We start from the raw sequence: 24,126 nt of genomic DNA on the forward strand, positions 1-24,126 counted from the left end.
CCGAGGGAAGGGGGAGTAATTAGTAGCTTTAATATCTTACTAATTAACTAAATTCTTCCCTCTCTTGGTAGGAGATGGGTTGGGGGAGAGGTGATAATAATTTGAAGCAGTAACGTTGTCTAACCTAACCCCCCAGCACCCTTCCCTCCGAGGGAAGGGGGAGTAATTAGTAGCTTTAATATCTTACTAATTAACTAAATTCTTCCCTCTCTTGGTAGGAGATGGGTTGGGGGAGAGGTGATAATAATTTGAAGCAGTAATATAATTTTTTATACCTTGATATTTGCTAGCGATCCTGATTTTCTAGCGAGATTAACTAGAAAATTTTGCCAAAATTTGAAGCTAATTTATGGCAACCAATCTTGACGGGGATTAAACTTTTCAATAGTACGAATTTTCTCGTAAAGTTCCTTTTCTTCGGGGGTAATTTCTTCAGGAATAGCAAGTTGAATTTCTACTAATTGATCGCCGCGACTACCACCGCGAGGATAACCTTTATTCGCTAGGCGCAATCTCTGACCTGATTTTACACCTGGGGGCAGTTTCATTTTCACTAAACCATCGAGGGTTGGGACTTCAATTGCTCCCCCTAAAACAGCTTCGCTAGGTGTGAGCGGCACTTGACAATATACGTCGGCTCCTTGTAATTCAAAGATCGGATGGGGTTCAACGGTAATTTTCAGGTACAAGTCGCCACCAGCCATACCTTGACCTTTTAGTCTAACTTGTTGCCCGTTGACCATGCCAGGAGGCATATCCACTTCCAGCGATCGCCCATCTTCGAGACGGATTCTTTCTCTCCCTCCTTGGTAAGCTTTCTCTAAAGGTAAAGTTAATCTCGCTTCCACATCTTTCCGGGCAGGGCGAGGATTAATCGCCTTCTCAACCTTGATTTTTCCCGGACGATAGCTCTCCCAATTCGTCGGACGAGTCCGGGGTCGTTCGACGGTTGTCGTGGCTCCACCGCCCTCTGCGCGGCGACTCAGGAGGTCTTCGACAAAGCGGTTAAAATCCCCGCCATACTGACTAAAATCGCCTTGGCTAGTGGTTTTGCCATTTCGATTGAAACTAAAGCCCTTACCAACTTTACGCTTACCAGCGCCCTGCTGCCAATAGCTACTAGCGCGATCGTAGAGCGATCGCTTACTTTCATCGGAAAGCACTTCATAAGCTTCACCGATCGCCTTAAACTTTTCCTCGGCAGCTTTATCACCCAAATTGCGATCGGGATGATAGCGCAACGCCAATTTCCGATACGCCTTTTTGATTTCCTGAACGTTTGCTTCTGGGGAAACGCCTAAAATTTCGTAGTAGTTCCGAAAGTTTTGCATAACAAGAGGTGCGATCTTATCAGTATCCGCATTGACAGTTTTGGCTAGAAGTCAGAATTTGCCCTTATTTCCCAACTACCAAGCAAATAACTGGCGGCTTGTCGAAGGCTAGGATAAACCGTCGAAAAATTTATTGGTGTATTTTTAGAACCAATCATCATCTTCTTCATCCCAATCATTTTGATAAGGGATATCCGAACGACGACGGCGATCGGAACGCGGCGGAGAGTCCGAGCGCGTGGGATAATCCGAACGAGGTGGATAATCCGAGCGCGTGGGATAATCTGAGCGAGGTGGATAATCCGAGCGAGGTGGATAATCCGAGCGAGGGGGATAATCTGCCGGAGAGCGACGGGAATTATTGTTATACCGAGGACTTTCTCTCTCACCATAGTAGTCATCATATCCCGAATAGCGGCGATCGCCTGGGCGATCGTAACCGCCTCTGGAGGGATAAGGAGGTTCTGGTTCTCTTTCACCCGTAAAGGTACGACGAATCGAACCAAAAAAGTCATCGTCTTCTTCTTCTTGATACTGCAACCGAACCTCTCGATTTAACTCATAAAGAGCATCTTCAAGATCCGATTGCGCGCGATCGATGCGGCGTTCGTCATCTAATTCCAGACTACTGCGTAACTCCTCAACCAAAGCCTCAATCCGACGGCGATAATAGCTAGCAAACTGAGTCCCAAAATCAAGACTTACCTCTTTCAACCGCCGGAGAGCCTGATCTGCCAAAGCCCCAGCCCGATTGCGTTTTTCCACTCGTTCGCGGCGTTCCTTATCAGCACGACTAAATTGTGCCGCTTCGCGAATCATTTGCTCAACTTCACCCTGGCTCAAAGTCGAAGCACCTTGAACGATAATACTTTGTTCGCGCCCAGTAGTCTTATCCTGAGCCGTAACTTGCAAAATCCCATTAGCATCGATATCAAAAGCCACCTGAATTTGAGGAAGTCCCCTCGGTGCTGGCGGAATTCCCGTAAGCTTAAACTTACCCAGAGACTTATTATCCGCCGCCATTTCCCGTTCCCCTTGCAGCACGTGAACCTCTACCAAGGTTTGATTATTTTCCGCCGTCGAAAAGACATCCGAACGTCGCACAGGAATCGTCGTATTGCGCGGAATCAACTTTTTCGTTACCCCACCAATCGTCTCCAAACCTAGAGACAAAGGCGTAACATCAAGCAAGAGAATATCTTTAACCTCACCACCAATAATTCCCGCTTGAATTGCTGCACCCACAGCAACCACCTCATCAGGATTCACATTTTGATTCGGTTCTTTATCGATAAAACTGCGAACGAGTTCTTGTACCATCGGGATACGAGTCGAACCGCCCACCAAAACCACCTCATCAATTTGTACCGGAGAAATCCCCGCATCCGAAAGCGCCCGTTTAATCGGACGACGCAAACGACTAACCAAATCTCCACACAAACTTTCAAATTGAGGGCGAGTTAGCTTCGTTTCAATGTGTTTCGGACCCTCTTCCGTAGCAGTAATAAAAGGCAGATTAATTTCCGTAACACTCACACCCGACAACTCAATTTTCGCCTTTTCCGCCGCCTCCATCAGACGTTGGAGAGCTTGGCGATCGCGTCGTAAATCTACTTTCTCAGTTTCCAGAAACTGCTCCGCTAACCAATCGACAATTTTCTTATCGAAATCATTCCCACCCAACTGCGTATCGCCGCTAGTCGCCTTAACCTCAAAAACACTATCCCCTACATCCAAAATCGAAACATCAAACGTTCCGCCACCCAAATCAAACACCAAAATCGTTTGCGAATCATAACGATCTAACCCATAAGCCAAAGACGCTGCTGTCGGCTCATTGATAATCCGCATCACCTCCAAACCAGCAATTCGTCCCGCATCCCTCGTCGCCTGTCGTTGAGAATCATTAAAATAAGCAGGTACGGTAATTACTGCCCCCGTTACAGGTTCCCCCAAATAACGCTCCGCTTCCTCAGCCAACTTCCGCAACACCAGCGCCGAAATCTCTTCCGGCGCAAATTCCTTACGCAAGCGAGGGCATCTAACTTTAATATTGCCCACCTCATCACGCCGAATCGTATAAGGAACGCGCTTTGATTCCGGGCTAAGTTCAGCATATTTACGACCAATAAAGCGCTTCACCGCATAAAAAGTATTCTGAGGATTGAGAACCGCCTGTCGTCGTGCCATTTGCCCAACTACCAGTTCTCCATCCTTATTAAAGCCCACTACCGAAGGCGTGGTCCGCATCCCTTCCGAGTTAGCGATTACCACTGGTTTGCCGCCTTCCATGACAGCTACTACTGAATTGGTTGTCCCTAAGTCAATGCCGACTACTTTGCCCATGCGTTTGCTTTCTCCGCAACTTGCCCCGCTTACTTCAAAATAATAATTCGAGTCAGGATTTAAATTAGCAGCTACCGATAGAGAAATCGATCGCTCACTTACCTACTCATCTGCTTGTAGCTTTACAGTATATCTTTTGCTTAGTTAGCCTCAGCCCCGAAGTAGGGGAAACTCTATCTGCCAATTTTTAGAGTGAAACTCGATCTCGGTTGAGAGAGAAAGCTTCTAACTCCTTTTCTAGCTATATCTTATCGTGTTGAGACAACTCACTGCTGCTGCTAGTGATACGATAAAAATTTGCTGTAACTGGTGAGCAAAGGATGGCAGAAACTCTTTTCTTCAACGCTCTGCGTGAAGCTACTGACGAAGAAATGGCGCGCGACGACACTGTTTTCGTTCTCGGTGAGGATGTTGGTCATTATGGTGGCTCTTATAAAGTAACCAAAGACCTGTACAAAAAATATGGCGAATTGCGACTTTTGGATACCCCGATCGCGGAAAATAGTTTTATGGGTTTGGCTGTCGGTGCGGCAATGACTGGTTTGCGTCCGATTGTCGAAGGCATGAATATGGGCTTTTTGCTGCTAGCTTTTAACCAAATTTCTAATAATGCTGGAATGCTGCGTTATACCTCTGGTGGTAATTTTAAGATCCCGATGGTGATTCGCGGTCCTGGAGGCGTAGGTCGTCAATTGGGGGCGGAACACTCCCAAAGACTCGAAGCTTATTTTCATGCGGTTCCTGGGCTAAAAATCGTTGCTTGTTCGACTGTTTATAATGCCAAGGGCTTATTGAAAGCGGCAATTCGTGACGATAACCCGGTACTGTTTTTTGAACACGTTTTGCTTTATAACCTCAAGGAAGATTTACCTGAAGAGGAATATTTGTTACCTCTAGATCGAGCAGAAGTTGTCCGTTCTGGTAAAGATGTGACAATTCTGACTTACTCTAGAATGCGCCATCATGTCCTCCAAGCGCTGAAGCAATTGGAAAAGGAAGGCTACGATCCAGAAATTATCGATTTAATCTCGCTGAAACCTTTTGACATGAATGTTATTGGTGAGTCGATTCGCAAAACTCATCGAGTTATTATTGTCGAGGAGTGCATGAAAACTGGCGGAATTGCTGCGGAACTGATTTCGCTAATCAATGAACAACTTTTTGATGAGTTAGATGCGCCACCCTTGCGCTTATCTTCTCAAGATATTCCCACACCATACAACGGTACTCTGGAAAACTTGACAATTGTGCAACCGCAGCAAATTGTCGAAGCTGTCCAGAAAATGATGCAGTTACGAGTTTAGAGGATTGGGGATTGGGAGATTTGGGGGAGGGAGACAAGGGAGACAAGGGGGACAAGGGGGACAAGGGGGACAAGGGGGACAAGGGAGAGGGGGAAGATGAGGGAGACAAGGAGGATAAACTGATAACTGTTCACTGATAACTGAACCCAGTCCCCTCCTCCCCAGTCCCATGACGACGAATAACAAAGTAAAAATAGCAAATAATGGAAAAACAGCGTTCTTTAATTGCCCTAATTATAGTCTTGGTGGTAGGGGCGATCGCGCTCTTAACTCAGCTACCAATTCCCCAAGGGCTGGATTTACGGGGAGGGTCACAGCTTACAATTCAGGTGAAGCCTGTTGAAGGTAAGGAAATTAATCAGGAAAATCTGGTTGCTGTTAAACGAGTCTTGGAAAATCGGGTTAACGGTTTAGGCGTATCGGAACCACTGATTCAAACCGCAGGTGAAGATAAAATCTTGGTACAATTACCAGGAGTAAGTAACCCGGAACAGGCAGAAAGAGTCCTTGGGGGAACAGCGCAGCTTGAGTTTCGCCAACAAATACCTAATACGGAAGGGGATTTTCAAGCTTTATTTACTATTCAACAGCAATTACAAGCTCAACTGGCTCAATTGCGATCGGGTGAAGAAGACAATTTAGAGGAAATTGAAGAAACTACCGCATCTCTGGATACAATCAATCAGCAGTTGGCTGAACTTTTTCAACCTGTGGGTTTGACTGGTCAAAATCTGGAAAATGCTCGCGCTGAACCAACTCAAAGTGGTAATAGTTGGGAAGTTGCTCTCCGTTTCGATGCTGAAGGTGGAGATAAGTTTGCTGAATTAACGAAAAATGTCGCTGGTACTGGTCGCCGTTTGGGTATTTTTCTCGATAATGATTTGATTAGCGCTCCGAATGTGGGTCCCGAATTTGCGGAAACGGGAATTACTGGTGGTGCGGCAGTAATTACTGGTAATTTTACTCTCGAAACTGCTAACGATCTGGCTGTGCAGTTGCGTGGTGGTGCGTTACCTTTCCCGGTGGAAGTAGTGGAAAACCGCACTGTCGGTGCTACTCTCGGACGAGATAGCGTGCGGCGCAGTATCTATGCTGCTGTGGCTGGTTTGGTGTTAGTCTTAATTTTTATGGGGGTTTATTATCGACTGCCTGGGTTGATTGCTGATGTGTCTTTGGCGATCTATACTTTGCTAACATTAGCTTGTTTTGCTTTGATTGGCGTAACTTTGACGTTACCAGGAATTGCCGGGTTTATCCTCAGTATTGGTATGGCAGTTGATGCAAATGTGCTGATTTTTGAGCGTACTCGTGAAGAATTACGTTCGGGTAAGACTTTATATCGCTCGGTTGAGTCGGGTTTTTATCGAGCTTTTTCGAGTATCTTAGACAGTAACGTGACGACGTTGATTGCTTGTGCTGCTTTGTTTTGGTTGGGATCGGGTTTGGTTAAGGGTTTTGCTTTGACTTTGGCAATTGGTGTCATAGTAAGTATGTTTACTGCTCTCACTTGCAGTCGTACTTTGCTACTCTTGACTGTTTTAACTTTACCTGGAGTGCGCCAAAAACCAGAACTTTTCTGTCCTAATCTCGATCGGAGTGCAAAATCATAGTCAGAGGGAAATTATGAAGTTAAATATTATTAAGCAGCAACGACTGTGGTGGACAGTTTCGGCGATCGCTGTTTTAATTAGCGCGATCGCAATGACGATTTCTTGGTTCACTTTTAATGCACCTTTACGTCCTGGGCTGGATTTTGTTGGCGGAACTCGGTTACAGTTAGAACGAGATTGTTCGGTTGCTGGTAACTGCGATGAACCGATTAATTCTGGACAAGTTCGCGATATTTTAGCCGCACAAGATTTGGCAAATAGCAGCATTCAAGTTATTGGTGAAGATAAGCAAACTCTTTCAATTCGTACGAAAACTTTAAATGTTGACGAACGCACTCAGTTAAGAGCAGCTTTAAGCGAAGAAATCGGCACATTTGACCCCGAAACAACTCAGATCGAAACAGTCGGTCCCACGATCGGTCAAGAACTTTTTACTGCTGGTATTCTAGCTTTGATTGTTTCGTTTTTCGGTATTATTGTATACCTCAGCTTCCGCTTTCAGTTTGACTACGCTCTGTTTGCAATTATTGCTTTATTTCACGACGCTTTTATTACTGCGGGGATCTTCTCTATTTTTGGTTTGGTTTTTGGGGTCGAAGTTGATAGTTTGTTCTTAGTTGCTATCTTGACAATTATCGGTTTTTCTGTTAACGATACTGTGATAATTTACGATCGCATTCGCGAAACAATTGCTGAAAACCCCAAAGATTCTATTACTGATATTGTCGATAACGCTGTCAATCAAACCTTAAGCCGCTCAATTAATACTACTCTGACAACTTTATTACCATTGATAGCTATTGCTTTATTTGGCGGCGAAACTTTGAAATTCTTTGCTTTAACCTTAATTATCGGCTTTATTCTCGGTGCTTATTCCAGTATCTTTGTTGGTAGCACTTTGTTGGCTTGGTGGAGAGTACGTCAGGGTAAAGAAAGAGTAGCTTTTGCTGATAGTCAACCTCATGAGGAAACTTAGTTGCGATCGGCATTGAAAAATTTTATTGCTTAGTAATCGCAGTATAGAGGTAGAACGTAAGTCTAAACAAAGACTATTACAATAGTAGGTAAATTCATCCTCATAGTAACTTATAATTCTACCTCTTAGCTATTACTAATTATCTCTTACCTCTGGACTACCGATGACAAACCTTCAACACCAACCTCAAAATATAGATCCTGACTTGAATAGAAAAGTCGAAAGATTACATCGACTGACAGTTTATGGTAGGTGGTTAGTGGTTGGTTTATCCTGGTTGATTTTTGCTCCTTTGGGTATTTGGGGACTGCGGGAAGAAATTTCCCTGTGGCTGGAACATTTTACTTGGGCAGCCGTGCGTTATGGTTTGGCTTACAATCGACTTGCGGCGGTTTCTCTTGCTTTTTGTTTCGGGATCACTACTGCTGTCTTGGTTTGGCAAAGTCGTAACATTCTTTTTGGACTTCCTCCTCAAGAAAGACGACAATTAGAAAAAAAAGTCAGGCAAATTCAAGCTAAAGGTCCAACTCATCCTTTGTGGAAATGGGTTTGTCAGTCGCGGCTATGATTGGGGGCTGGGGTTTTCAGCGAACAGTAATCAGTTATCAGTGACTAGTTATGAGTTATGAATAGGGAAGAGGGGGATTTAGAGGACTTGGGGGAACTAGGAGATAAACTGGTACGTGCTCACTGTTAACTGGTAATTTGTAGATGCGGGTACCTGCTCACTGATAACTGAAATATGAATATTCCCGATACTATAGTCGCAGAAATTAAAGCTTATCTTCATAAACAAGCCGATCGAGGCGATCTTGAAGCGCAAACTTTATTAGCTCAACTCGAACAAGTTGATAATTTTTCTCAAGAAACTGCTACTAGAGAAATGTTATCTCCTCCACCAGAAAAAGCTTTGGGCTGCTAATAGTCCAATTTTTGAAAAAATAGAAGCTAAGGGGCAATTTCCATGGTTGTACCTTAGTTTTTGGCGGTTTTAGGTGGTTTTTGGTAGCTCCTTCCTGAACAAATTATGCTCAGTGAAAATTTTGTGACCAGATAGTTGCCATTTTCGCAAATTTTAGTTACATTTATTTACAGAGCAACTTTACAAAACTTAATTAACTGGAGAGCAAACGATGGAAGATAACCGCAACGATGTTAAATTTGGCTTCACCCCTCAAGCCGAAAATTGGAATGGTCGTTTAGCAATGATTGGCTTTGCGGCTGCATTGATCGTCGAGTTAATCTCTGGTCAAGGCGTACTCCATTTTTGGGGTTTGATGTAATTTATTTAACAATCTCTCTCGTTTCTAGATCTTGTCAATCTCGCATTTTTAAGCTGGATTTCGTTAAAGAAAGCCAGCTTTTTTTTGGAAATAAAATAGTAAATAGTAGGGAGAAAAAAATACCTACTATTTACTAACATTCTTACTCAGGATTTCTGCTAACGAATGTACTCTTTGAGGATGCTATTACGATTTGGGTGGCGAAGTTTGCGTAAAGCTTTAGCTTCAATTTGGCGGATGCGTTCGCGAGTGACATTAAAAATTTGACCGATTTCTTCCAAAGTTTTCATCCGTCCGTCATCTAAGCCATAACGCAAGCGCAAAACATCTCGTTCGCGGGGGCTAAGAGTATCGAGGACATTTTCGAGGTCTTCGCGAAGAAGATTTTTGGAAACTTGGTCTTCTGGGGTTTCGCCATCAGCTTCGATAAAGTCTCCGAGTCGAGAATCTTCTTCTTTCCCGATGGGGGTTTCCAGAGAAATAGGAAGTTGAGCCGATTTAGCGATAAATCGCAGTTTTTCGATGGTCATTTCCATACGAGTAGCGATTTCTTCCTCTGTGGGTTTACGCCCCATTTCTTGAGAGAGAATTTTCGTAGTTTTCTTAATTCGGGAAATAGTTTCGTACAGATGAACTGGAAGACGAATAGTGCGAGACTGATCGGCGATCGCGCGAGTTATTGCTTGACGAATCCACCAAGTAGCGTAGGTAGAGAACTTATATCCCTTTTCGTGATCGAACTTTTCAGCAGCGCGGATTAAACCTAGGGAACCCTCTTGAATCAAATCCTGAAAAGATAAACCGCGATTCATGTACTTTTTAGCAATGGAAACCACCAAACGGAGGTTGGACTGAACCATTTTATCTTTAGCCCGTCTGCCGATGTGAAGACGACGGCGAAACTGATTTAAGTCCATTTCTACTTCTGAAGCCCATTCGCGATCGCTTGGTTCGCGATCTAAGCGATCGAAAAGTCTTTCACGAATGCGCTCTAATTCCAGTAAATCGGCTATTTTACGAGCGAGTTCAATTTCTTCATCTGCACGGAGAAGTCGAATGCGACCTATTTCTTGCAGATAAACGCGAATTGAGTCTTCAGTATAAGGTTTCTTTTTATTTTGCTCTCGACGACGATTATTAGCAAGTTTCCGTTTTCGATTCGTCGATGCTACCTCTGCGGCTACTGAGGCTTCGAGTAATTCCTCTCGATCCAGTCCATCTGTATCATCGTCAATTAAAATTTCTAACTCGTTCTGAGTATCTGTAATAGTTGCGAGTACGTTGTTGGCTTGCGTCATGCCTTTTTCCTCTTGCTCCTTCAGTTCAATACCAGAAGATTGTGTCGCTCGATGCACCTCTACGAGCAGTTGTTTTTTTTGTCTTTGTTTACTAACCATTTAACACCAGACATTACTAGCAAATACTGACTAGATTGATTTATTTTTTTGCCTAGCTGTGAGTATGAATAAGATGCTAGCCATATGCGTGTTAAGGTGCCAGAAAATTTTTAGAAGACTTTTCCGATTGTAGCCTTTCTTACAAAAATTGGGGTGAGGCTCTTAGTTTAATTTTTTATGTAGGAGCCAAATTCAAGGGCATCTGCATGATTGATTGAGTTGACACACCCATAGCGATCGCTCTCCTCAAAATAGGTTATAGCTAGACCCAACTACAATGTCGTTGTTACTTGGATTTTGGTTAATGTGTTTTTTGCCTTGCCGTTTATAGTTTCGATTGACCGCTCGATTAGAGCTTGAGGAGCTAAATTACTCTTCTAGCTCTTTGGTTCGCGCCAATAATTACTAGGTAAGTTTGTTGCCATTCTCTCATTAACCGCTTCCACTATAGTCTTAAAAACTAATCATCGTCAGATAATTAGTTTTGATAGCTTCAGCCATTTTAATTAATTTCACCACAAACGACAGCCTCCAGTAACAATTTTTTTGTTAAACTTAGTTGTTTAACTCAGGTAAGAGAACATTTGTACGATTGTGATTTCTCTACCCGACCACTACGTTAGCAAAATATTTTGGTTGCGGGTTGATTTTTGAGAGAATAAGTTAAAAAAGCTTCAGTCCTTGGGTAGAAAAAAAACTCCTTACTCTCAAAACCAAGGATTAATGCTGGTGACAGAACTTTTGGAGAGTAACAAAGCGATAGCCTTCTTGCAATAGTTGTGGAATCAACTCAGCAGTAGTAGCAGCAACATCTTGTCCTCCATAATAACCATCATGGAGAACAATGAGCGCTCCAGAATGTACTTGTCGCATTACTCGTTTGACAACTAGAGGTATTCCAGGAGATACCCAATCTTCGGGAACTACACTCCACATCACCGGACGATAGTTCCAGGAATGTAGTAATTTCAAGGTTTGAGGAGTAAAAAAACCGTTAGGAGGTCGGACATGGCGAATTTGGTTAGGATCGAGAGGAGTAGCTTTGGCGATCGCGTTTTGAGTTTGGCGGAGACTTTGCTTTAATTCTTCAGCACTGAGTAAGGGAAATGAGCGATGGTGATAGCCGTGGAGTCCGATCCAATGACCGAGATCGTAAACTTGATTGGCGATCGCCGGATACCTCTCGACACAAATTCCTAACCAGAAAAAACTGGCTTTGATTTGGTATTTATCCAGTACCTGCAAAAGCTGAGGTGTATACTCCGGATGAGGTCCGTCGTCAAAGGTAAGAGCGATTTCTGGGACATCAGGAGAACCCCTCCACAGACAATTAGGGAAAGTCGGTTTGAGAATGCGATACAACAGAGGATAAAGGTTCGCAAACTGGATTTTTGATTTATTCATTGCGGAATTGAAGATTAATCTCGGACGCCAATGCTGATGCTAGCGATAAATGACAATCTTGCTGACGAATTTTACCTTCTCCTGAGCCATTTTTAGTTATTAGTTCCTACTCTTTAGTCTTTTTTCCCAGAAAAGTCATTCACTGATTACTGTCTCTGCTGTAATTGGTAACGCCAAATAAGCACTATGCCACAATACCGCCTTTTCCGCCAAACTGCTTCCCTGAAAATCGGCGCAGCGATCGCGACAATTATTTTAGCTGTTACTGCTGGTTTGACTCAGATTTTAGCGATCGCTCAAAAACCAGAAGCGAAACGCTCATCTTCCCCAACCGCAGACGCTTCCGAATCAATCGCCCCATGCTCTTTCGGAGATAATTTCGAGCAAGCCAGACAAAAAGCTTTCCTTGCTGAAAATTTAGCGCGATCGGCACAAACTGCTCAAGATTGGAATTTAGTTATTTTGCGCTGGATTCAAGCAATTGAAGGAATGCAGGCTGTTTCTTTATCTAGTCCCAAACGAGCTTTTGCCGAGCAAAAAGTCAGCGAATATCAACATAATTTAGCGATCGCTCAACTCAAAGCTGCACGAGTGCGTCAGCAACTGCCTTTTGAGAGTTTTAACAGTCAATTTTTCGACGAACAACTGTTATTGTATTTGTCGTACACCGCCGCGATGGGAGCGCCAGATATTTTAATTGTTGGTAGTTCTCGCGCTGTACAAGGGGTAGATCCTCATCAACTGGAGTACGACTTAGCTACTCAGGGAAGGGAAGGTTTAAAAATCTTTAATTTTGGGATCAATGGTGCGACTACTCAAGTGGTGGACGCGATCTTGCGGCAAATAGTTCCCGAAGATCGGCAGCCCAAGTTAATTATTTGGGCGGATGGCTTGCGTTCGTTTAACAGTGGACGAAAAGACCTAACTTATCAGGGACTTGTTGCTTCTAGAGGCTATCAAGCTTTAAGCGCCGGAATTCGTCCTCAACTAGCAATTGAACCAGATTTAACTAACCCTGAGTGTGACTTAATTCCCTTCAACTCAATTTCGCGATCATCGCCCAATCGCTCCTATTCTCGCCAAAAGTCCTCTCAGCAGCTTATTTTTAGCCCTTCTTTGCGCGAAACTATCCTTTCAGCAACTTTTTTACCTAAACCTAGCAAGATCGCCTTGGCTGCGGAAATAATCGGCACTAATGCCAATGGATTTTTACCGATCGAGACTCGTTTCGATCCTGCCACTTACTACCAAGAGAATTCTCGCGTACCTGGTAATTATGACGCAGATTATCTCAATTTCAATTTAAATGGCGAACAAACTGCGGCTCTTAACCGAATCGTCGCTCATAGCAAAAAGCACAACATTCCTTTAGTTTTCGTCAATATTCCTTTATCTAACGAATATCTCGACGAAATACGTTTAGCTTACGAAGAAGAATTTAGCCAGTGGATGCAGCAACAAGCTGATACCCAAGGCTTTACTTTTATCGATTTGCTGAGCAAGTGGGGTGACGAAAACAGCTATTTTCAAGATCCTAGTCATCTCAATCGCTACGGAGCAATTGCGGTTGCTCGCGAATTGGCTACTCATCCGGAAATTCAGTTTCCAATCACCAATCCCTAATCAACAATCTCCAACTCCTGATGGTGGAAACGATGCTTGAGATTAACTGGAATCTGAAGTGGTTGAGAATCTTTGGGGATCGAACCAGTTTTGTTTAACGCTTGAAGTCCTTCTAAAATTGCATCTTGAATGAAAATTTCTTGCTCTTGGGAGAGCATCAGGCGAAAATATTCAGCGACAGAAGTGCGATCGCGATCGCTAGTTTTGATATTGGTAACGAAATGAGTTAGCTGACGTACGGCAATCAGGCGTTTGAGGGGATCGGGTTGGGTTAAGTTTTGTAGTAGTTGCTCGAAGTTTCTTTCAGTTCGATAAATTTGACGAGCGATAATTTGCCAAATAAGTAGGGCTAGGGTAATTAAAGTGCCAAAACCTTGCAAAATTGCGCCTGTAGCTAACCAACGGTTTTCTATTTGTATCCACAGACAAGTCGCGGTGTAAGTAGTTATTGTTGCTAATCCACCACTTCCGACGGCTAGGGTTAGTTTTCCGTGGGAACTACGCAAAAATTGCTGTAAATCTGACCAAGAAATGCGCCAGTTTGAATTTTGCAGTGAGTAAACCAGTAACATGATTGCGATCCCCACCACAGTCGCGATCGCTAATTTCCAGTTACAAACTAGCATCGCAACAAAGGCGAGCGGACAAATTAGCCAAATAGTCAAACTACGAAGTTGATTTAAAGAGTTTCGTTTCCAGGGCTTGGTTAGATTTACTCTTCGCCGACGAACAGATTTAGATGCTCGTCCTTTACGCCCGTATTTCGGGGAACAAAGCCGAGAAAAAGTTTTCAATGCTCTACTTTTGAATTTTAACTGTGGGGAAGAGCTATAACTGAGGTTGAGAATTTGCTTCCACCAAAATAACGCCTGTGCCACGGGGATTTCCTTGCTCGATCGCGATCTGATTATTTTCCCAGTCAGTAATGGTCTGCTACTAGGATACAGGCTTGGTGTCACAAAATCATAACTGTTAAAAAGCAAAGCTGAGGTCATCAATAGTAAGTTGACCGTCAAAGGCGTAGATCGTGACGCGAGTGATTTTATTTGCAGTTACCTCTAGTGGAGCGTTAGGAGCGATTTGAGAATCGGAGCCTGCTAAATTTTGTCCGGGGATTTCTGCCCGGGCGACAACTCGATCTTCGCGATCGTAAGCTGAGAGAACGGTACGCTGGGAACAAGTGACATAACACTTGAAATAACGAATTGGCGTTGAAAAACTTGCTTCAATCCAACCGCTTTTTGGAGCGCCCATTAAAACTATCGTTCCAGTATGGGGAGGATAAGCTTGGTTGGAAGGTTGAAGGGCGATCGCGTTACTGAAACTGATTCCCCAAGGTCTAAACTGATTGTCGATCGCTTCAAAGCATCTCAAGTCTTCCAAATTCAACTTGAGCTGACTGGGTTTGATCGTTGGTAGACTGGCTTCGTTTTCAGTTGTGTCTCGCCAAGGGTTGACCAATACTGCTTTTTCTTCATCCCAACTCGCTCGCTCGGATGAGGATTCACTGGCTGAAAAACTACTTCTAGTTACCATAACTTTGCCCTGGCATTACTCTTTAGTGTGGATGCTGTCAATCTTCTTCAGATTAACAGTTCCTCTTACCCGATTTTTTTGACATACTTTTTCACGATCGTGCAACTCTTGTTAATTATAATAGTCTCTGCTGATTAAGGTTAAGCTGTGATTATTTTAAGATTAGTCATTACAGTTGTTGCTGATAAATTATCTGCCCTGATTGCGATCGTTTTTATTTTTTACATAACTTCAGCTTAACTTTAACCGCGTTCAGTGTAATTATCGCTAATTTCACAGTTGACTACTAGGGGATTACTCTGAGGTTAAAATTGGTAGGTTGAAGCTTAATCATCTTCTAGCTGGTCTTTTGTAGCTTTTGTCGCTATTTGAGTCGAGGCAAAAATTCATCAAACCTTTAAATCAAGGGAAAATTTATTTATCAAATCTTTTTATTCAAAGTCATTAAGCTGCGGTATTAAAAATCAATCTCTAGTGAGAAGTTTTTTTCCCGCTTTCTAGAGATGATAGCTGAGGCGATCGCTGATGAAAAGTTCGTCGGTTTATTTTTTTTCAACAAAGGAAAAATTAAGAACTATGAAATTACCACTTGGTGTAGAAAGCCACTCTGTAATGACTTCTTTGGGAACGATGGTGTATTACACGCCAACTAAAATGCCTTGGCGAGATAGTGCGAATGTTGAGAGTGAAGCATACCCAGATTTATTGTTCCTGCACGGTTTTGGTGGCGGTTCTTCGGCTTATGAATGGTCAAAGGTTTATCCAGCTTTTGCGAGTGAGTATCGCGTTTTAGCACCCGATTTGATTGGTTGGGGGCGATCGGCGCATCCGGAGCGCAATTACCAAATTGATGATTATCTTACGACTATTTCGGAGTTTATGGAACAAACTTGTCGTACTCCTCTGCCTGTAGTAGCATCTTCGCTAACGGCAGCTTTTGCGATTAGGGTAGCTATTTCACGTCCCGATTTATTCAAGTGTTTGATTTTGACTACACCCGCAGGTTTGTCTGATTTCGGGGAAGATTACACCCGCAGCTTTTTTGCTCAATTAGTAAGTACGCCTTTTCTCGACCAGGTTCTTTACTATACTGGGGTAGCTACGGCTGGTGGAATTCGCTCTTTTTTGGAAAATCGTCAGTTTGCTCGCCCGGAAAGAGTTTATCCTGAAATTGTTGAGGCTTATTTGGAGTCGGCAACCCAACCTAATGCTCAGTATGCGGCTCTTTCTTTCGTGCGGGGCGATTTGTGTTTCGATTTGGCAAATTATGTTACTCAGTTAACTACTCCGACAGCGATTATTTGGGGGCAAAAATCCCAGTTTACCGGACCAGAAATTGGGAAGCGGTTGGCAGCGCTTAATCCCGAAGCGATTAAGATTTTCCAACAGCTTGATGATGTAGGTTTGACTCCTCAACTTGAGTCACCTGCGGTGACGATTGGTTTAATTCGTCGTTATTTGAACTTACTTTCGTAAATTTTTACAATGATTTTTACGATAATCTTCAATCCCCAAGCGATCGCATCTATTTTACCAACGTTTTTAATAGCGCACGTCAATAACACTAGAGTTGAAATTGTAAGTCGAACCTTCTAACTCAATCGTCGTGCCAATTTTAACTTTATTATTGCCCAAAACTGCCCCATCGGGAGTGATTTGAGCTTGACCGCCGAGAGTCATAAGCATATTGGTGCTATAGGAATCTTCCGAGGTTCGAGGGTCAGGTAAAGCTTTGACAGAACCATCCGGTTGAGGCACAATAACTTGTTTTTGTAGTGGTTGAACCGCAAGAACATCAACTTCCCCATAACGTTGATTGCGGATGATAATTTTAGTCTTTTTTTCTTCTTGAAACTGACTGATTAACTGTTTTGGGTTGCGAACACTTAAACCTCGAACAATCACATCTACTTCAATAGGTTTGGTACTGGTAACTTGAGCTACCGAAGTGACAGGAGTACCCGGAAAGACAAAAATCCCGATGATGACTAAAAAGATTACGGCAGCAGCACCAAGATCGAGAAGACTTACTTTGCCGAATAGCCGTCCTTGAGAATCTAAAAGCTTCATTGTTCCTGATTTTGGGTTGAGTTGTTGAGCAAGAAAAGTAATTTATCGATCGCGATCGCGTATCAACTTTGTTAAGTTACCACAACTTTTACTCTGGATCGGCAAAATTTTTGGGGGAGGTAATAAGCGATCGCGCAAAATAGATCTAGATTCAGTTGGCATGGCAACATCCAACTTAAAAATTGCGTCTGTGGTTCTGAGATTAATCAACGACAAAAGTTTTTTACTTAAAAAATCTATGTTAAAACAATTTTCTGCTTTTGTGTGGCGAAGACAACAACGACGCTGGCTTTACGGACTCCTGTCAGTGGTAACAGCCTTAAGCTTGTGGCTGGGAACTCCTCAGCCTTCTCAAGCAATCTCGTGGATTGAATTACTTTTACGGGGAGTGCAAATATATCAAATTTCTAATCTTTCTCCCCGTCAAGAAGTTCAGCTAGGGAAGCAAATCAATCAGCAACTGATTGAAAGCGGTAGAGTAGAACTGGTAAGCGATCGCCAAATTAACGAATATATTAACCAAATCGGTCAACGACTCGCCCAATATAGCGATCGCCCGGAACTTCCTTACACTTTTCAAGTGGTTAAAGATGACAGTATTAATGCTTTTGCAACAATGGGTGGCTTTGTTTACATCCATACTGGTTTAATTAAAGCCGCAGATAACGAAGCCGAATTAGCCAGTGTAGTTGCTCACGAAATTGCTCATATCTCCAGACGGCATTCAGTAGAACAACTGCGTCAACGGGCGTTGGCTGAAGGCGTACTTTCGGCGGCGGGACTCGAACAAAGTCGGGCGGTACAAATTGGGGTTGAACTGGCTTATAGTCGTCCTAACAGTCGTCAAGATGAGCTAGAAGCTGACCAAAGCGGACTAGAAATGTTGCGGCAAGCGGGTTATGCGCCTTCAGCTACGATCGCCTTTCTGGAAAAACTCCAAAGACAAGGTGGTTCTCCACCAGCTTTTTTGAGTACCCACCCAGCTACATCCGATCGCATTCGAGCTTTAGAAAGAGAAATTGACCCCGCTATGGCTAACCAAGGTGAAGGTTTAAATAATCAAGCTTATCAAGCTAAAATCCGTTCGCTTTTATAATCCTAGAAGTAAACGTCGAGGCAAAATTTTCTGGGGCTTGACTTTAGTTATTGCTTCTGAGAGAGGCATTTTCCGCGATCGCAACTGCTTGACATTGATTTGATAAACTACGCCGTTAGTGTAATCTAAACCCGTTAACCAACCGCTAGTTTGATGATAGGCTCCTGTATCAATGTCAAGCCAGCCTTCGCCTTGGGCGAGTTTTCCTGGGATTACACCTGGTAAGGTAAAGGTAATTGTATGTCCGGTAATAATCAGTTTGTCCGGAAAATAAGGTTTTTTACTACTGTGAAATTCATCTCTAATCCAACAAAATTGGTCGGAGGTTTGTTTTTCCAGAGGTAAATTGGGGTTTACACCCGCATGAACTAACCAGACATCTCCTAAATCGAGATAGATTGGTAGGTTTTTCATCCACTCGATATGTTCTTCAGGAATGCCTCTTTGACCATAACTTTTCATCGTACTGTTACCACCGCTATAAAGCCATGCTTGCAGCGTCGCATTACTAGGGTCTTCTTTAGCTAGGAGTAACATTTCTTCGTGGTTTCCCAAAAGACATTGGTATTTATTCTCAATGACAAAGGAGACGACTTGAGCGCTTTTCGGACCACGATCGATTAAGTCTCCTAAAAAATATACTCGATCGTTTTTACCGGGAGCGATCGCTTCCAGTAAGCTCATCAGAGCATCATAGTGACCATGTACGTCTCCAATAAAAATTTTGCGGTCGGTCATTGTTTCTTTACTCACACTTGGTTGCACCAAAAACTGGCTTGTTTCAGCTTTAGGGTTGCTAAAAAGCCTTTACTGCGGAAAAAGCCGATCTTATTCCCAGTATTACCGAATATTTTTCCATTCCAATGTTCATTTGATAGATTTATTGATTGTAAACAAGCTCGGTTGACTCAATTTCGGTTTTCTCGGAATTCATTTCTCGGAATTCAGGTGGCGAGCTAGGTAAAATTTTTGAGTTGGCTGGATCGGTATTTTCTAGCTAGAAACACTTTATAATGTTCATTTGAGTGGCTTTATTGCTTAGAAACAAGTTCAGTTGACTCAATTCCGGTTTGTGGGGAATTCAGGTGGCAAGCTAGGTAAAATCTTCGAGTTGTCTGGATCGATATTTTCTGGCTAAAAACATTTATGAAACAAGTAACTAAGATTAATGTTCTCAAAAAGTTTACCGGTATTGCTTGGGTGGAGCAGGCGATCGCTAATCTCGATCTGATTTTACTAGATCACTCGCACTGCGAGTTAAAAGCAGCTTCGACGGCACTCAATTTTATGTTTCGCTATCCTGCTCATACTCGTTTGGTGCGAGAATTGACTCGTTTGGCGCAGGAAGAACTGGAACATTACGAATTGGTTAATCAATGGCTCGAACGTCGGGGTATTCCTTTAGCTCCTTTGAATGCTCCTCCTTATGGTGCTACTCTTAAAGCCCAAATGCGTCGCCAAGAACCAGATCGTTTGCTTGATTCGCTTTTGATTGCTAGTTTAATTGAAGCTCGCTCTCACGAACGTCTCGGTTTACTTGCTGCTCATTGTCCCGATCCAGAGTTGGCTAAATTTTATCATGGTTTAATGGCATCAGAGGCTCGTCATTATGGCGTTTATTGGTTACTGGCGGATAGTTATTTTGACCGCGATGTGCTCGAAAAACGTTTGGATGAATTAGCGATCGTTGAAAGCGAAATCCTCGTTAATCTTTATCCTGAACCAAGAGTTCACAGTTAGTTTTTTTAGCTTGCCCTTAAGTTGCTTTGTGAAGAGCTTAATCTAAGCAAACATTTTTTTATCTTGTGACGCTTGCTCTTTTAAATAGCGATCTAGTGGTTCGACATCGCAACAAAAAGCCGCTCTATGACTTTTGTGTCGAGAACTAAGCGGCTCTATAGTATAATTAATTGAATCAGGTGACGGCACTTTAATCTATTAATAGTAATACCCTAAATCGATTGTGAAAGCCATTAATCTTTTTGGCTTTTGTTATTTGAAGTACAAAGAAGAGGATCGCAAAGCTTTTATTACTTAACAACTAAGATCGCTATCTACCCATCCGCTTTTTATAGCGTTGAGCAGAAGAACGCAGTTTTTCACTAGGAACTGGTGGATTAAGTAATGCTTCTGCAAAAAATTCTTGGTCTCGTCGGCTTAAATTAATAAGCTCTTTTTGTTCTGGAGTAATTCGGGCTTCCAAACGAGCGCTCTTTGCAATTTGTTGGGCAGATTTCTTAAAGTAAACCTTATTAGACATAGTCTAAATATACTCCCATCTATTGTATAACAATTGTAATACAAATAACAAACTGTGCAAGTTAGGGAATCAAAGTTGCGGAATTTAGACAAAAAATTTCTGAATCTCAATTAGGAGAAGAGGTGAGATAATCGCGATCGCCTTTTTTGGAGAAAGCTAAAAATGAATAAATATTATCAAGATTTTTTAATTAGAACTTGGCAAAAAGGGGATCGCGATGCAGCCGCAGCAGTTATCGCTGAGGTATTAGCTGAATATAATTTAAGTTGGGAACCATTAGGTGCAGATCGAGATGTATTAGCAGTAGAAGAAAGTTATTTTCAGCGTGATGGTGAATTTTGGGTAGTCGAACAAAATGGCAAAATTGTCGGGACTGGGGCATATTATCCGGTGAATCGGGGCAAAAATGGTGTAGAAATTCGTAAAATGTATTTACTACCGACAGTTAGAGGTAAAGGACTGGGTAGATATTTATTGCAAGAGTTGGAAGCGGCGATCGCTACTCGTGGCTACAAAGAAATTTGGTTGGAAACTGCTTCAGTGCTAAAAGAAGCTGTAAAGTTATACGAAAGTAGCGGTTATCAACCAGCAACCGGAGTAGAAACCAAGCGCTGCGATCGCGTTTATCTCAAAACTTTATTGAATGAATAATTAACAACCTATGACAAATGACAACAAGCCTTCTCAACCACGACACATTGTTTTAACTTCTCACCCAGGTAAAACTGGATCGAAATCTCCCGCAGTTAACTGGGGAAAAATAAACCCGATTGAACGAGGTGCAATTATTGGTAGTTTAGTCAATCCTGCACATCGAAATGTTATTGGTACTCACTCTGGTTCTTATGGAGTATATCGTGCTTTAGCAGTTGCTAGTGGTGCATTGCAACCCGATCATCGGGCGGATTTAACTAATACTTCGCCGATAGTTCATATTGGTCCTTTTCCTAGTTGGGGAGATCCAGATAAAATTGTTTCTCTCGATCCTTTTGGTGCTGTTGTTGGTGAAGTTTATCAAGACTTGTACGCTCAAGGTTATGATATTCGCCCGACAATTGCTGTTACTAAAGCCCAAATTAATTTACCAGAAATTAAGTATGCTGTCGCCCACAAAAATATTCAAATTGATGGCGTAATTGTGAAAGCAGGTGGTAGTTTAGCGGTGACAAAAGTGGCGATCGATCCGGTGTGGTATTTACCGGGAATTGCCCAGCGTTTACAAGTAGAAGAAAGTGTTTTGCGTCGGAATCTTTTTCAACAAACTGGGGGAATGTTTCCCGAATTAGTAACTCGTCCTGATTTGCACGTTTTTCTTCCTCCCATTGGCGGAACTACGGTTTATATTATTGGTGATGTAGCGGCAATTACCGATCGAAGTAAACCTTTAGCCGTTAGAGTACATGATGAGTGTAATGGTTCCGATGTTTTTGGTTCTGATATTTGCACTTGTCGTCCTTATTTAATCCACGGAATTGAAGTTTGTACGGAAACTGCACAAGCGGGAGGGGCTGGGGTAATTGTTTATTCTCGTAAAGAAGGACGAGCTTTAGGTGAAGTAACCAAGTTTTTGGTTTATAATGCTCGGAAGCGACAAGCAGGTGGCGATCGCGCGAATGCTTATTTTACTCGCACGGAATGTGTGGCTGGGGTGCAAGATATGCGCTTTCAAGAATTGATGCCTGATGTGTTACATTGGTTGGGAATTACCAAGATCGATCGCTTTGTTTCCATGAGTGACATGAAGTATCAGGCGATCGTGCAATCGGGAATTGAAATTAGCCAAAGAGTGCCAATTCCTCCCCATTATATTCCTGAAGATGCTCAAGTAGAAATTGCTGCGAAAACTGCCGCCGGATATTACACTGAGGAAACGGTTCCTGATGAATTTACCCTGACGCAAATTTATGGGCGAGATTTGCTTGATTATTAGCAACTAGAAGGCATTTTAACGATGATTTTTAACTGCCAAACTTGCTCTTTATTTATAGGTTGAATTAATTATCGACTTAGTTTATAATTTAAATGAGAATTTTTTATAATGGAAATAGCGATATCTATTTAAAACGAGTCATATTCCCATTATAAAAAATATCATGTCAACCCTTAGAAAAAAAGTATAACTTGCTACATTTTAGCAAAATCGCGTAAAAGCCTTGAACGAAAACCAAGAGAAACTAATTGCCTATTTAAGAACCCCAGCAGCGATCCGAGAACAATGCGATCGCCTGTTTCAGTTATCCTGTGAAGATCGACTGAAATACTTTCGCGTGCAACTAGATCGACTTGACAAAGTAGTAGATTACGTTATCGAAGTAACCCAAGAAAACTACCCCGATCTAAAAATACCTTTTCACAGTCGTTGGCGACACTTTCAAGTCGGTGGAGTCAGACGTTTAGAGGAACTGAATAAAAAATTATCCAGGTTGACACCAGTAGAGAAAGCCAAGGTAAAATTCGACTTAGCGATCGTCAGCGTCTTACTAGACGCTGGGGCTGGTTCCCGATGGAGTTACCAAGAAGCAGAAACAGGTAAAACCTTTCGTCGTTCCGAAGGATTAGCAGTAAGCAGCTTTTGGATGTTTTGTCAAGGCTTATTTTCCAGTAGCCGCGATCGCCGCGCCAACGCCACAGGCTTACAAGAATTAAGCAAAGAAACCCTCACTCAAGGATTACAAATTAGCAAAAAAAATCCTCTAGTTGGCTTAGAAGGAAGACTGCAATTACTCCAGCATTTAGGAGAAGTTTTAAGCAAAAATCCGCAATATTTTGGCGAAGATAATCCTCGTCCCGGAAACTTAGTTAACTACCTCTTAGAAAAGAAAGAAAATAACTCAGCTATCAGTGCAGTTGAAGTCTTAACTACCGTCTTAGAAAGCCTAGGAGAGATTTGGACAGGAAGAGTTACAATCGGGGGCGTAACATTAGGCGACGTTTGGCAACATTCCGCCTTAACAGGAAATAATTACGTTCCCTTTCATAAACTTTCTCAATGGTTAACCTACTCACTCCTCGAACCTTTACAAGAGTTAGGATTAATTATTACCGACTTAGACAAATTAACCGGACTCGCCGAATATAGAAACGGCGGTTTATGTCTCGACTTAGGATTAGTAGAAGCTAAACAAGAGAGTATTTTTAGTAAAGCACATCCACCCAGTTCAGATATAATAGTTGAATGGCGTGCTTTAACAATAATTTTACTCGATAAAATTGCTGCCAGAATGCGCGAAAAATTAGCTATGAGTCCAGCAGAATTACCTTTAGTCAAAGTCTTGCAAGGAGGTACGTGGAGTGCAGGAAGACGTATTGCTAACCAATTAAGAGAAAATGGCATTTCTCCCCTAGAAATTAAAAGCGACGGTACTGTATTTTAAAGAGGAAAATTGGTAGAGATATTGCCGACAAAGTCTCTACACCAGACCTAGTATTAACTAACTATAAATATTTAGCTACAAAATCCTCTGGAGTAAAGCAGTCAAAGTCTCCTGTTTCAGTAGCTAAAGCCCTAATTAACTTATGGTTAGCAGATACAAAACATTCGGCTTTTCCTTCTTTAGCAGTTAAATAAACACCAATATCTTCACGAGGAATCTTTCCCAACTTTTCCAGTCGAACAAATTCTTCTGGATTTAGCAAAACATAGCAAATGTTAAGATTCTGCCAAATTAGTCCGATTAATTTACTACCCCAATCTTTATTTTGTAAACGTTTAGCTACCCGCAAGATTTGCTCAATTAATTCTTCAGAAATAACTACTTTAACTGAGTTTTTCTCTTTACCTTCAAACCCAAGCCAATTAAGAATTTCACGTTCATAACTGTTCGGTTTTGCTGCACCAATAATATAAATATTGGTGTCCAAAAATACACAATCAAGAGAGGATTTCATCG

23 protein-coding genes are annotated in these 24,126 nt (G+C 42.4%); 13 read left to right on the top strand and 10 right to left on the bottom strand.

The features are described from left to right. Window positions 1-347: 347 nt before the first annotated feature. Both G3T18_RS15180 and dnaK read right to left on the bottom strand, forming a co-directional pair. Window positions 348-1,331: a DnaJ C-terminal domain-containing protein gene (locus tag G3T18_RS15180; RefSeq protein WP_224411412.1), complete on the bottom strand. Its 984-nt coding sequence runs from the start codon at window positions 1,329-1,331 to the stop codon at window positions 348-350. Window positions 1,332-1,475: 144 nt separating this feature from the next. Then, entirely contained in the window at window positions 1,476-3,677 is a 2,202-nt protein-coding gene (dnaK, locus tag G3T18_RS15185; protein ID WP_224411413.1) for a molecular chaperone DnaK, read from the bottom strand. A gap of 320 nt (window positions 3,678-3,997) precedes the next feature. Between dnaK and G3T18_RS15190 the strand changes: the two genes are divergently transcribed. From G3T18_RS15190 to G3T18_RS15215, 6 genes are all read left to right on the top strand, one after another. Beyond that, window positions 3,998-4,981 (top strand): alpha-ketoacid dehydrogenase subunit beta, encoded by a 984-nt coding sequence (locus tag G3T18_RS15190; RefSeq protein ID WP_224411414.1) that lies wholly within the window; start codon window positions 3,998-4,000, stop codon window positions 4,979-4,981. 203 nt (window positions 4,982-5,184) lie between these two features. Next, entirely contained in the window at window positions 5,185-6,591 is a 1,407-nt protein-coding gene (gene secD, locus G3T18_RS15195) for a protein translocase subunit SecD (protein WP_224411415.1), read from the top strand. 13 nt (window positions 6,592-6,604) lie between these two features. Beyond that, complete coding sequence (gene secF / locus G3T18_RS15200; protein ID WP_224411416.1) at window positions 6,605-7,567, top strand: protein translocase subunit SecF; 963 nt, start codon at window positions 6,605-6,607, stop codon at window positions 7,565-7,567. 163 nt (window positions 7,568-7,730) lie between these two features. Next, window positions 7,731-8,135: a hypothetical protein gene (locus tag G3T18_RS15205; protein ID WP_224411417.1), complete on the top strand. Its 405-nt coding sequence runs from the start codon at window positions 7,731-7,733 to the stop codon at window positions 8,133-8,135. Between the two features lie 174 nt (window positions 8,136-8,309). Continuing rightward, the gene (locus G3T18_RS15210; RefSeq protein WP_224411418.1) at window positions 8,310-8,489 is read left to right on the top strand and encodes a hypothetical protein; all 180 of its coding nucleotides are present in this window, start codon (window positions 8,310-8,312) and stop codon (window positions 8,487-8,489) included. Window positions 8,490-8,700: 211 nt separating this feature from the next. Next, window positions 8,701-8,850: a chlorophyll a/b-binding protein gene (locus tag G3T18_RS15215; protein ID WP_224411419.1), complete on the top strand. Its 150-nt coding sequence runs from the start codon at window positions 8,701-8,703 to the stop codon at window positions 8,848-8,850. Window positions 8,851-9,008: 158 nt separating this feature from the next. On the opposite strand, the gene rpoD is transcribed toward G3T18_RS15215, so the two are convergent. Both rpoD and G3T18_RS15225 read right to left on the bottom strand, forming a co-directional pair. Further along, window positions 9,009-10,148 (bottom strand): RNA polymerase sigma factor RpoD, encoded by a 1,140-nt coding sequence (gene rpoD, locus G3T18_RS15220; protein ID WP_224411451.1) that lies wholly within the window; start codon window positions 10,146-10,148, stop codon window positions 9,009-9,011. A gap of 819 nt (window positions 10,149-10,967) precedes the next feature. After that, complete coding sequence (locus G3T18_RS15225; protein WP_263480433.1) at window positions 10,968-11,651, bottom strand: polysaccharide deacetylase family protein; 684 nt, start codon at window positions 11,649-11,651, stop codon at window positions 10,968-10,970. Between the two features lie 186 nt (window positions 11,652-11,837). Between G3T18_RS15225 and G3T18_RS15230 the strand changes: the two genes are divergently transcribed. After that, window positions 11,838-13,274, top strand: coding sequence for a D-alanyl-lipoteichoic acid biosynthesis protein DltD (locus G3T18_RS15230; protein WP_224411420.1), 1,437 nt, complete (start codon window positions 11,838-11,840; stop codon window positions 13,272-13,274). Here the strand turns inward: G3T18_RS15230 and G3T18_RS15235 are convergent. Both G3T18_RS15235 and G3T18_RS15240 read right to left on the bottom strand, forming a co-directional pair. Further along, a complete protein-coding gene (locus G3T18_RS15235; protein WP_224411421.1) occupies window positions 13,271-14,233 on the bottom strand; it encodes a hypothetical protein in 963 nt (320 codons plus the stop codon). The genes G3T18_RS15230 and G3T18_RS15235 overlap by 4 nt on opposite strands. A 13-nt stretch (window positions 14,234-14,246) precedes the next feature. Next, entirely contained in the window at window positions 14,247-14,810 is a 564-nt protein-coding gene (locus G3T18_RS15240) for a hypothetical protein (protein WP_224411422.1), read from the bottom strand. A 576-nt stretch (window positions 14,811-15,386) separates the two neighbouring features. Here G3T18_RS15240 and G3T18_RS15245 point away from each other — a divergent pair. Continuing rightward, entirely contained in the window at window positions 15,387-16,286 is a 900-nt protein-coding gene (locus G3T18_RS15245; protein WP_224411423.1) for an alpha/beta fold hydrolase, read from the top strand. 66 nt (window positions 16,287-16,352) lie between these two features. Here the strand turns inward: G3T18_RS15245 and G3T18_RS15250 are convergent, their stop codons facing one another. After that, on the bottom strand, window positions 16,353-16,880 hold the full coding sequence (locus tag G3T18_RS15250) for a DUF4330 domain-containing protein (protein WP_224411424.1): 528 nt from the start codon (window positions 16,878-16,880) through the stop codon (window positions 16,353-16,355). A 238-nt stretch (window positions 16,881-17,118) separates the two neighbouring features. On the opposite strand from G3T18_RS15250, the gene G3T18_RS15255 reads away from it, so the two are divergent. After that, on the top strand, window positions 17,119-17,976 hold the full coding sequence (locus G3T18_RS15255) for a M48 family metallopeptidase (RefSeq protein WP_224411425.1): 858 nt from the start codon (window positions 17,119-17,121) through the stop codon (window positions 17,974-17,976). On the opposite strand, the gene G3T18_RS15260 is transcribed toward G3T18_RS15255, so the two are convergent. Beyond that, window positions 17,971-18,714 (bottom strand): metallophosphoesterase family protein, encoded by a 744-nt coding sequence (locus G3T18_RS15260; protein ID WP_224411426.1) that lies wholly within the window; start codon window positions 18,712-18,714, stop codon window positions 17,971-17,973. The genes G3T18_RS15255 and G3T18_RS15260 overlap by 6 nt on opposite strands. Window positions 18,715-19,122: 408 nt before the next feature. Between G3T18_RS15260 and miaE the strand changes: the two genes are divergently transcribed. Continuing rightward, window positions 19,123-19,716 carry a tRNA-(ms[2]io[6]A)-hydroxylase gene (miaE, locus tag G3T18_RS15265; protein WP_224411427.1) on the top strand — a complete coding sequence of 198 codons (594 nt, stop codon included), beginning with the start codon at window positions 19,123-19,125 and terminating at the stop codon, window positions 19,714-19,716. A gap of 310 nt (window positions 19,717-20,026) precedes the next feature. On the opposite strand, the gene G3T18_RS15270 is transcribed toward miaE, so the two are convergent. Then, entirely contained in the window at window positions 20,027-20,236 is a 210-nt protein-coding gene (locus tag G3T18_RS15270) for a type II toxin-antitoxin system TacA family antitoxin (protein WP_224411428.1), read from the bottom strand. Window positions 20,237-20,398: 162 nt separating this feature from the next. On the opposite strand from G3T18_RS15270, the gene G3T18_RS15275 reads away from it, so the two are divergent. From G3T18_RS15275 to G3T18_RS15285, 3 genes are all read left to right on the top strand, one after another. Continuing rightward, window positions 20,399-20,887, top strand: coding sequence for a GNAT family N-acetyltransferase (locus tag G3T18_RS15275; protein WP_224411429.1), 489 nt, complete (start codon window positions 20,399-20,401; stop codon window positions 20,885-20,887). A gap of 10 nt (window positions 20,888-20,897) precedes the next feature. After that, on the top strand, window positions 20,898-22,166 hold the full coding sequence (locus tag G3T18_RS15280; protein ID WP_224411430.1) for a GTP cyclohydrolase II: 1,269 nt from the start codon (window positions 20,898-20,900) through the stop codon (window positions 22,164-22,166). 223 nt (window positions 22,167-22,389) lie between these two features. After that, window positions 22,390-23,610, top strand: a complete 1,221-nt coding sequence (locus G3T18_RS15285) for a URC4/urg3 family protein (protein ID WP_224411431.1) — start codon at window positions 22,390-22,392, stop codon at window positions 23,608-23,610. A gap of 61 nt (window positions 23,611-23,671) precedes the next feature. Here the strand turns inward: G3T18_RS15285 and G3T18_RS15290 are convergent, their stop codons facing one another. Continuing rightward, complete coding sequence (locus G3T18_RS15290) at window positions 23,672-24,124, bottom strand: PIN domain-containing protein (protein ID WP_224411432.1); 453 nt, start codon at window positions 24,122-24,124, stop codon at window positions 23,672-23,674. Window positions 24,125-24,126: the final 2 nt, after the last annotated feature.

It is taken from the genome of Oscillatoria salina IIICB1 (assembly GCF_020144665.1).
Taxonomy (GTDB): domain Bacteria; phylum Cyanobacteriota; class Cyanobacteriia; order Cyanobacteriales; family SIO1D9; genus IIICB1.

Excerpts from the sequence above, each read along its gene's own strand:
- G3T18_RS15180 (WP_224411412.1), bottom strand. The coding sequence starts at position 1,331 with ATGCAAAACTTTCGGAACTACTACGAAATTTTAGGCGTTTCCCCAGAA.
- dnaK (WP_224411413.1), bottom strand. The coding sequence starts at position 3,677 with ATGGGCAAAGTAGTCGGCATTGACTTAGGGACAACCAATTCAGTAGTA.
- G3T18_RS15190 (WP_224411414.1), top strand. The coding sequence starts at position 3,998 with ATGGCAGAAACTCTTTTCTTCAACGCTCTGCGTGAAGCTACTGACGAA.
- secD (WP_224411415.1), top strand. The coding sequence starts at position 5,185 with ATGGAAAAACAGCGTTCTTTAATTGCCCTAATTATAGTCTTGGTGGTA.
- secF (WP_224411416.1), top strand. The coding sequence starts at position 6,605 with ATGAAGTTAAATATTATTAAGCAGCAACGACTGTGGTGGACAGTTTCG.
- G3T18_RS15205 (WP_224411417.1), top strand. The coding sequence starts at position 7,731 with ATGACAAACCTTCAACACCAACCTCAAAATATAGATCCTGACTTGAAT.
- G3T18_RS15210 (WP_224411418.1), top strand. The coding sequence starts at position 8,310 with ATGAATATTCCCGATACTATAGTCGCAGAAATTAAAGCTTATCTTCAT.
- G3T18_RS15215 (WP_224411419.1), top strand. The coding sequence starts at position 8,701 with ATGGAAGATAACCGCAACGATGTTAAATTTGGCTTCACCCCTCAAGCC.
- rpoD (WP_224411451.1), bottom strand. The coding sequence starts at position 10,148 with ATGACGCAAGCCAACAACGTACTCGCAACTATTACAGATACTCAGAAC.
- G3T18_RS15225 (WP_263480433.1), bottom strand. The coding sequence starts at position 11,651 with ATGAATAAATCAAAAATCCAGTTTGCGAACCTTTATCCTCTGTTGTAT.
- G3T18_RS15230 (WP_224411420.1), top strand. The coding sequence starts at position 11,838 with ATGCCACAATACCGCCTTTTCCGCCAAACTGCTTCCCTGAAAATCGGC.
- G3T18_RS15240 (WP_224411422.1), bottom strand. The coding sequence starts at position 14,810 with ATGGTAACTAGAAGTAGTTTTTCAGCCAGTGAATCCTCATCCGAGCGA.
- G3T18_RS15245 (WP_224411423.1), top strand. The coding sequence starts at position 15,387 with ATGAAATTACCACTTGGTGTAGAAAGCCACTCTGTAATGACTTCTTTG.
- G3T18_RS15250 (WP_224411424.1), bottom strand. The coding sequence starts at position 16,880 with ATGAAGCTTTTAGATTCTCAAGGACGGCTATTCGGCAAAGTAAGTCTT.
- G3T18_RS15255 (WP_224411425.1), top strand. The coding sequence starts at position 17,119 with ATGTTAAAACAATTTTCTGCTTTTGTGTGGCGAAGACAACAACGACGC.
- G3T18_RS15260 (WP_224411426.1), bottom strand. The coding sequence starts at position 18,714 with ATGACCGACCGCAAAATTTTTATTGGAGACGTACATGGTCACTATGAT.
- miaE (WP_224411427.1), top strand. The coding sequence starts at position 19,123 with ATGAAACAAGTAACTAAGATTAATGTTCTCAAAAAGTTTACCGGTATT.
- G3T18_RS15270 (WP_224411428.1), bottom strand. The coding sequence starts at position 20,236 with ATGTCTAATAAGGTTTACTTTAAGAAATCTGCCCAACAAATTGCAAAG.
- G3T18_RS15275 (WP_224411429.1), top strand. The coding sequence starts at position 20,399 with ATGAATAAATATTATCAAGATTTTTTAATTAGAACTTGGCAAAAAGGG.
- G3T18_RS15280 (WP_224411430.1), top strand. The coding sequence starts at position 20,898 with ATGACAAATGACAACAAGCCTTCTCAACCACGACACATTGTTTTAACT.
- G3T18_RS15290 (WP_224411432.1), bottom strand. The coding sequence starts at position 24,124 with ATGAAATCCTCTCTTGATTGTGTATTTTTGGACACCAATATTTATATT.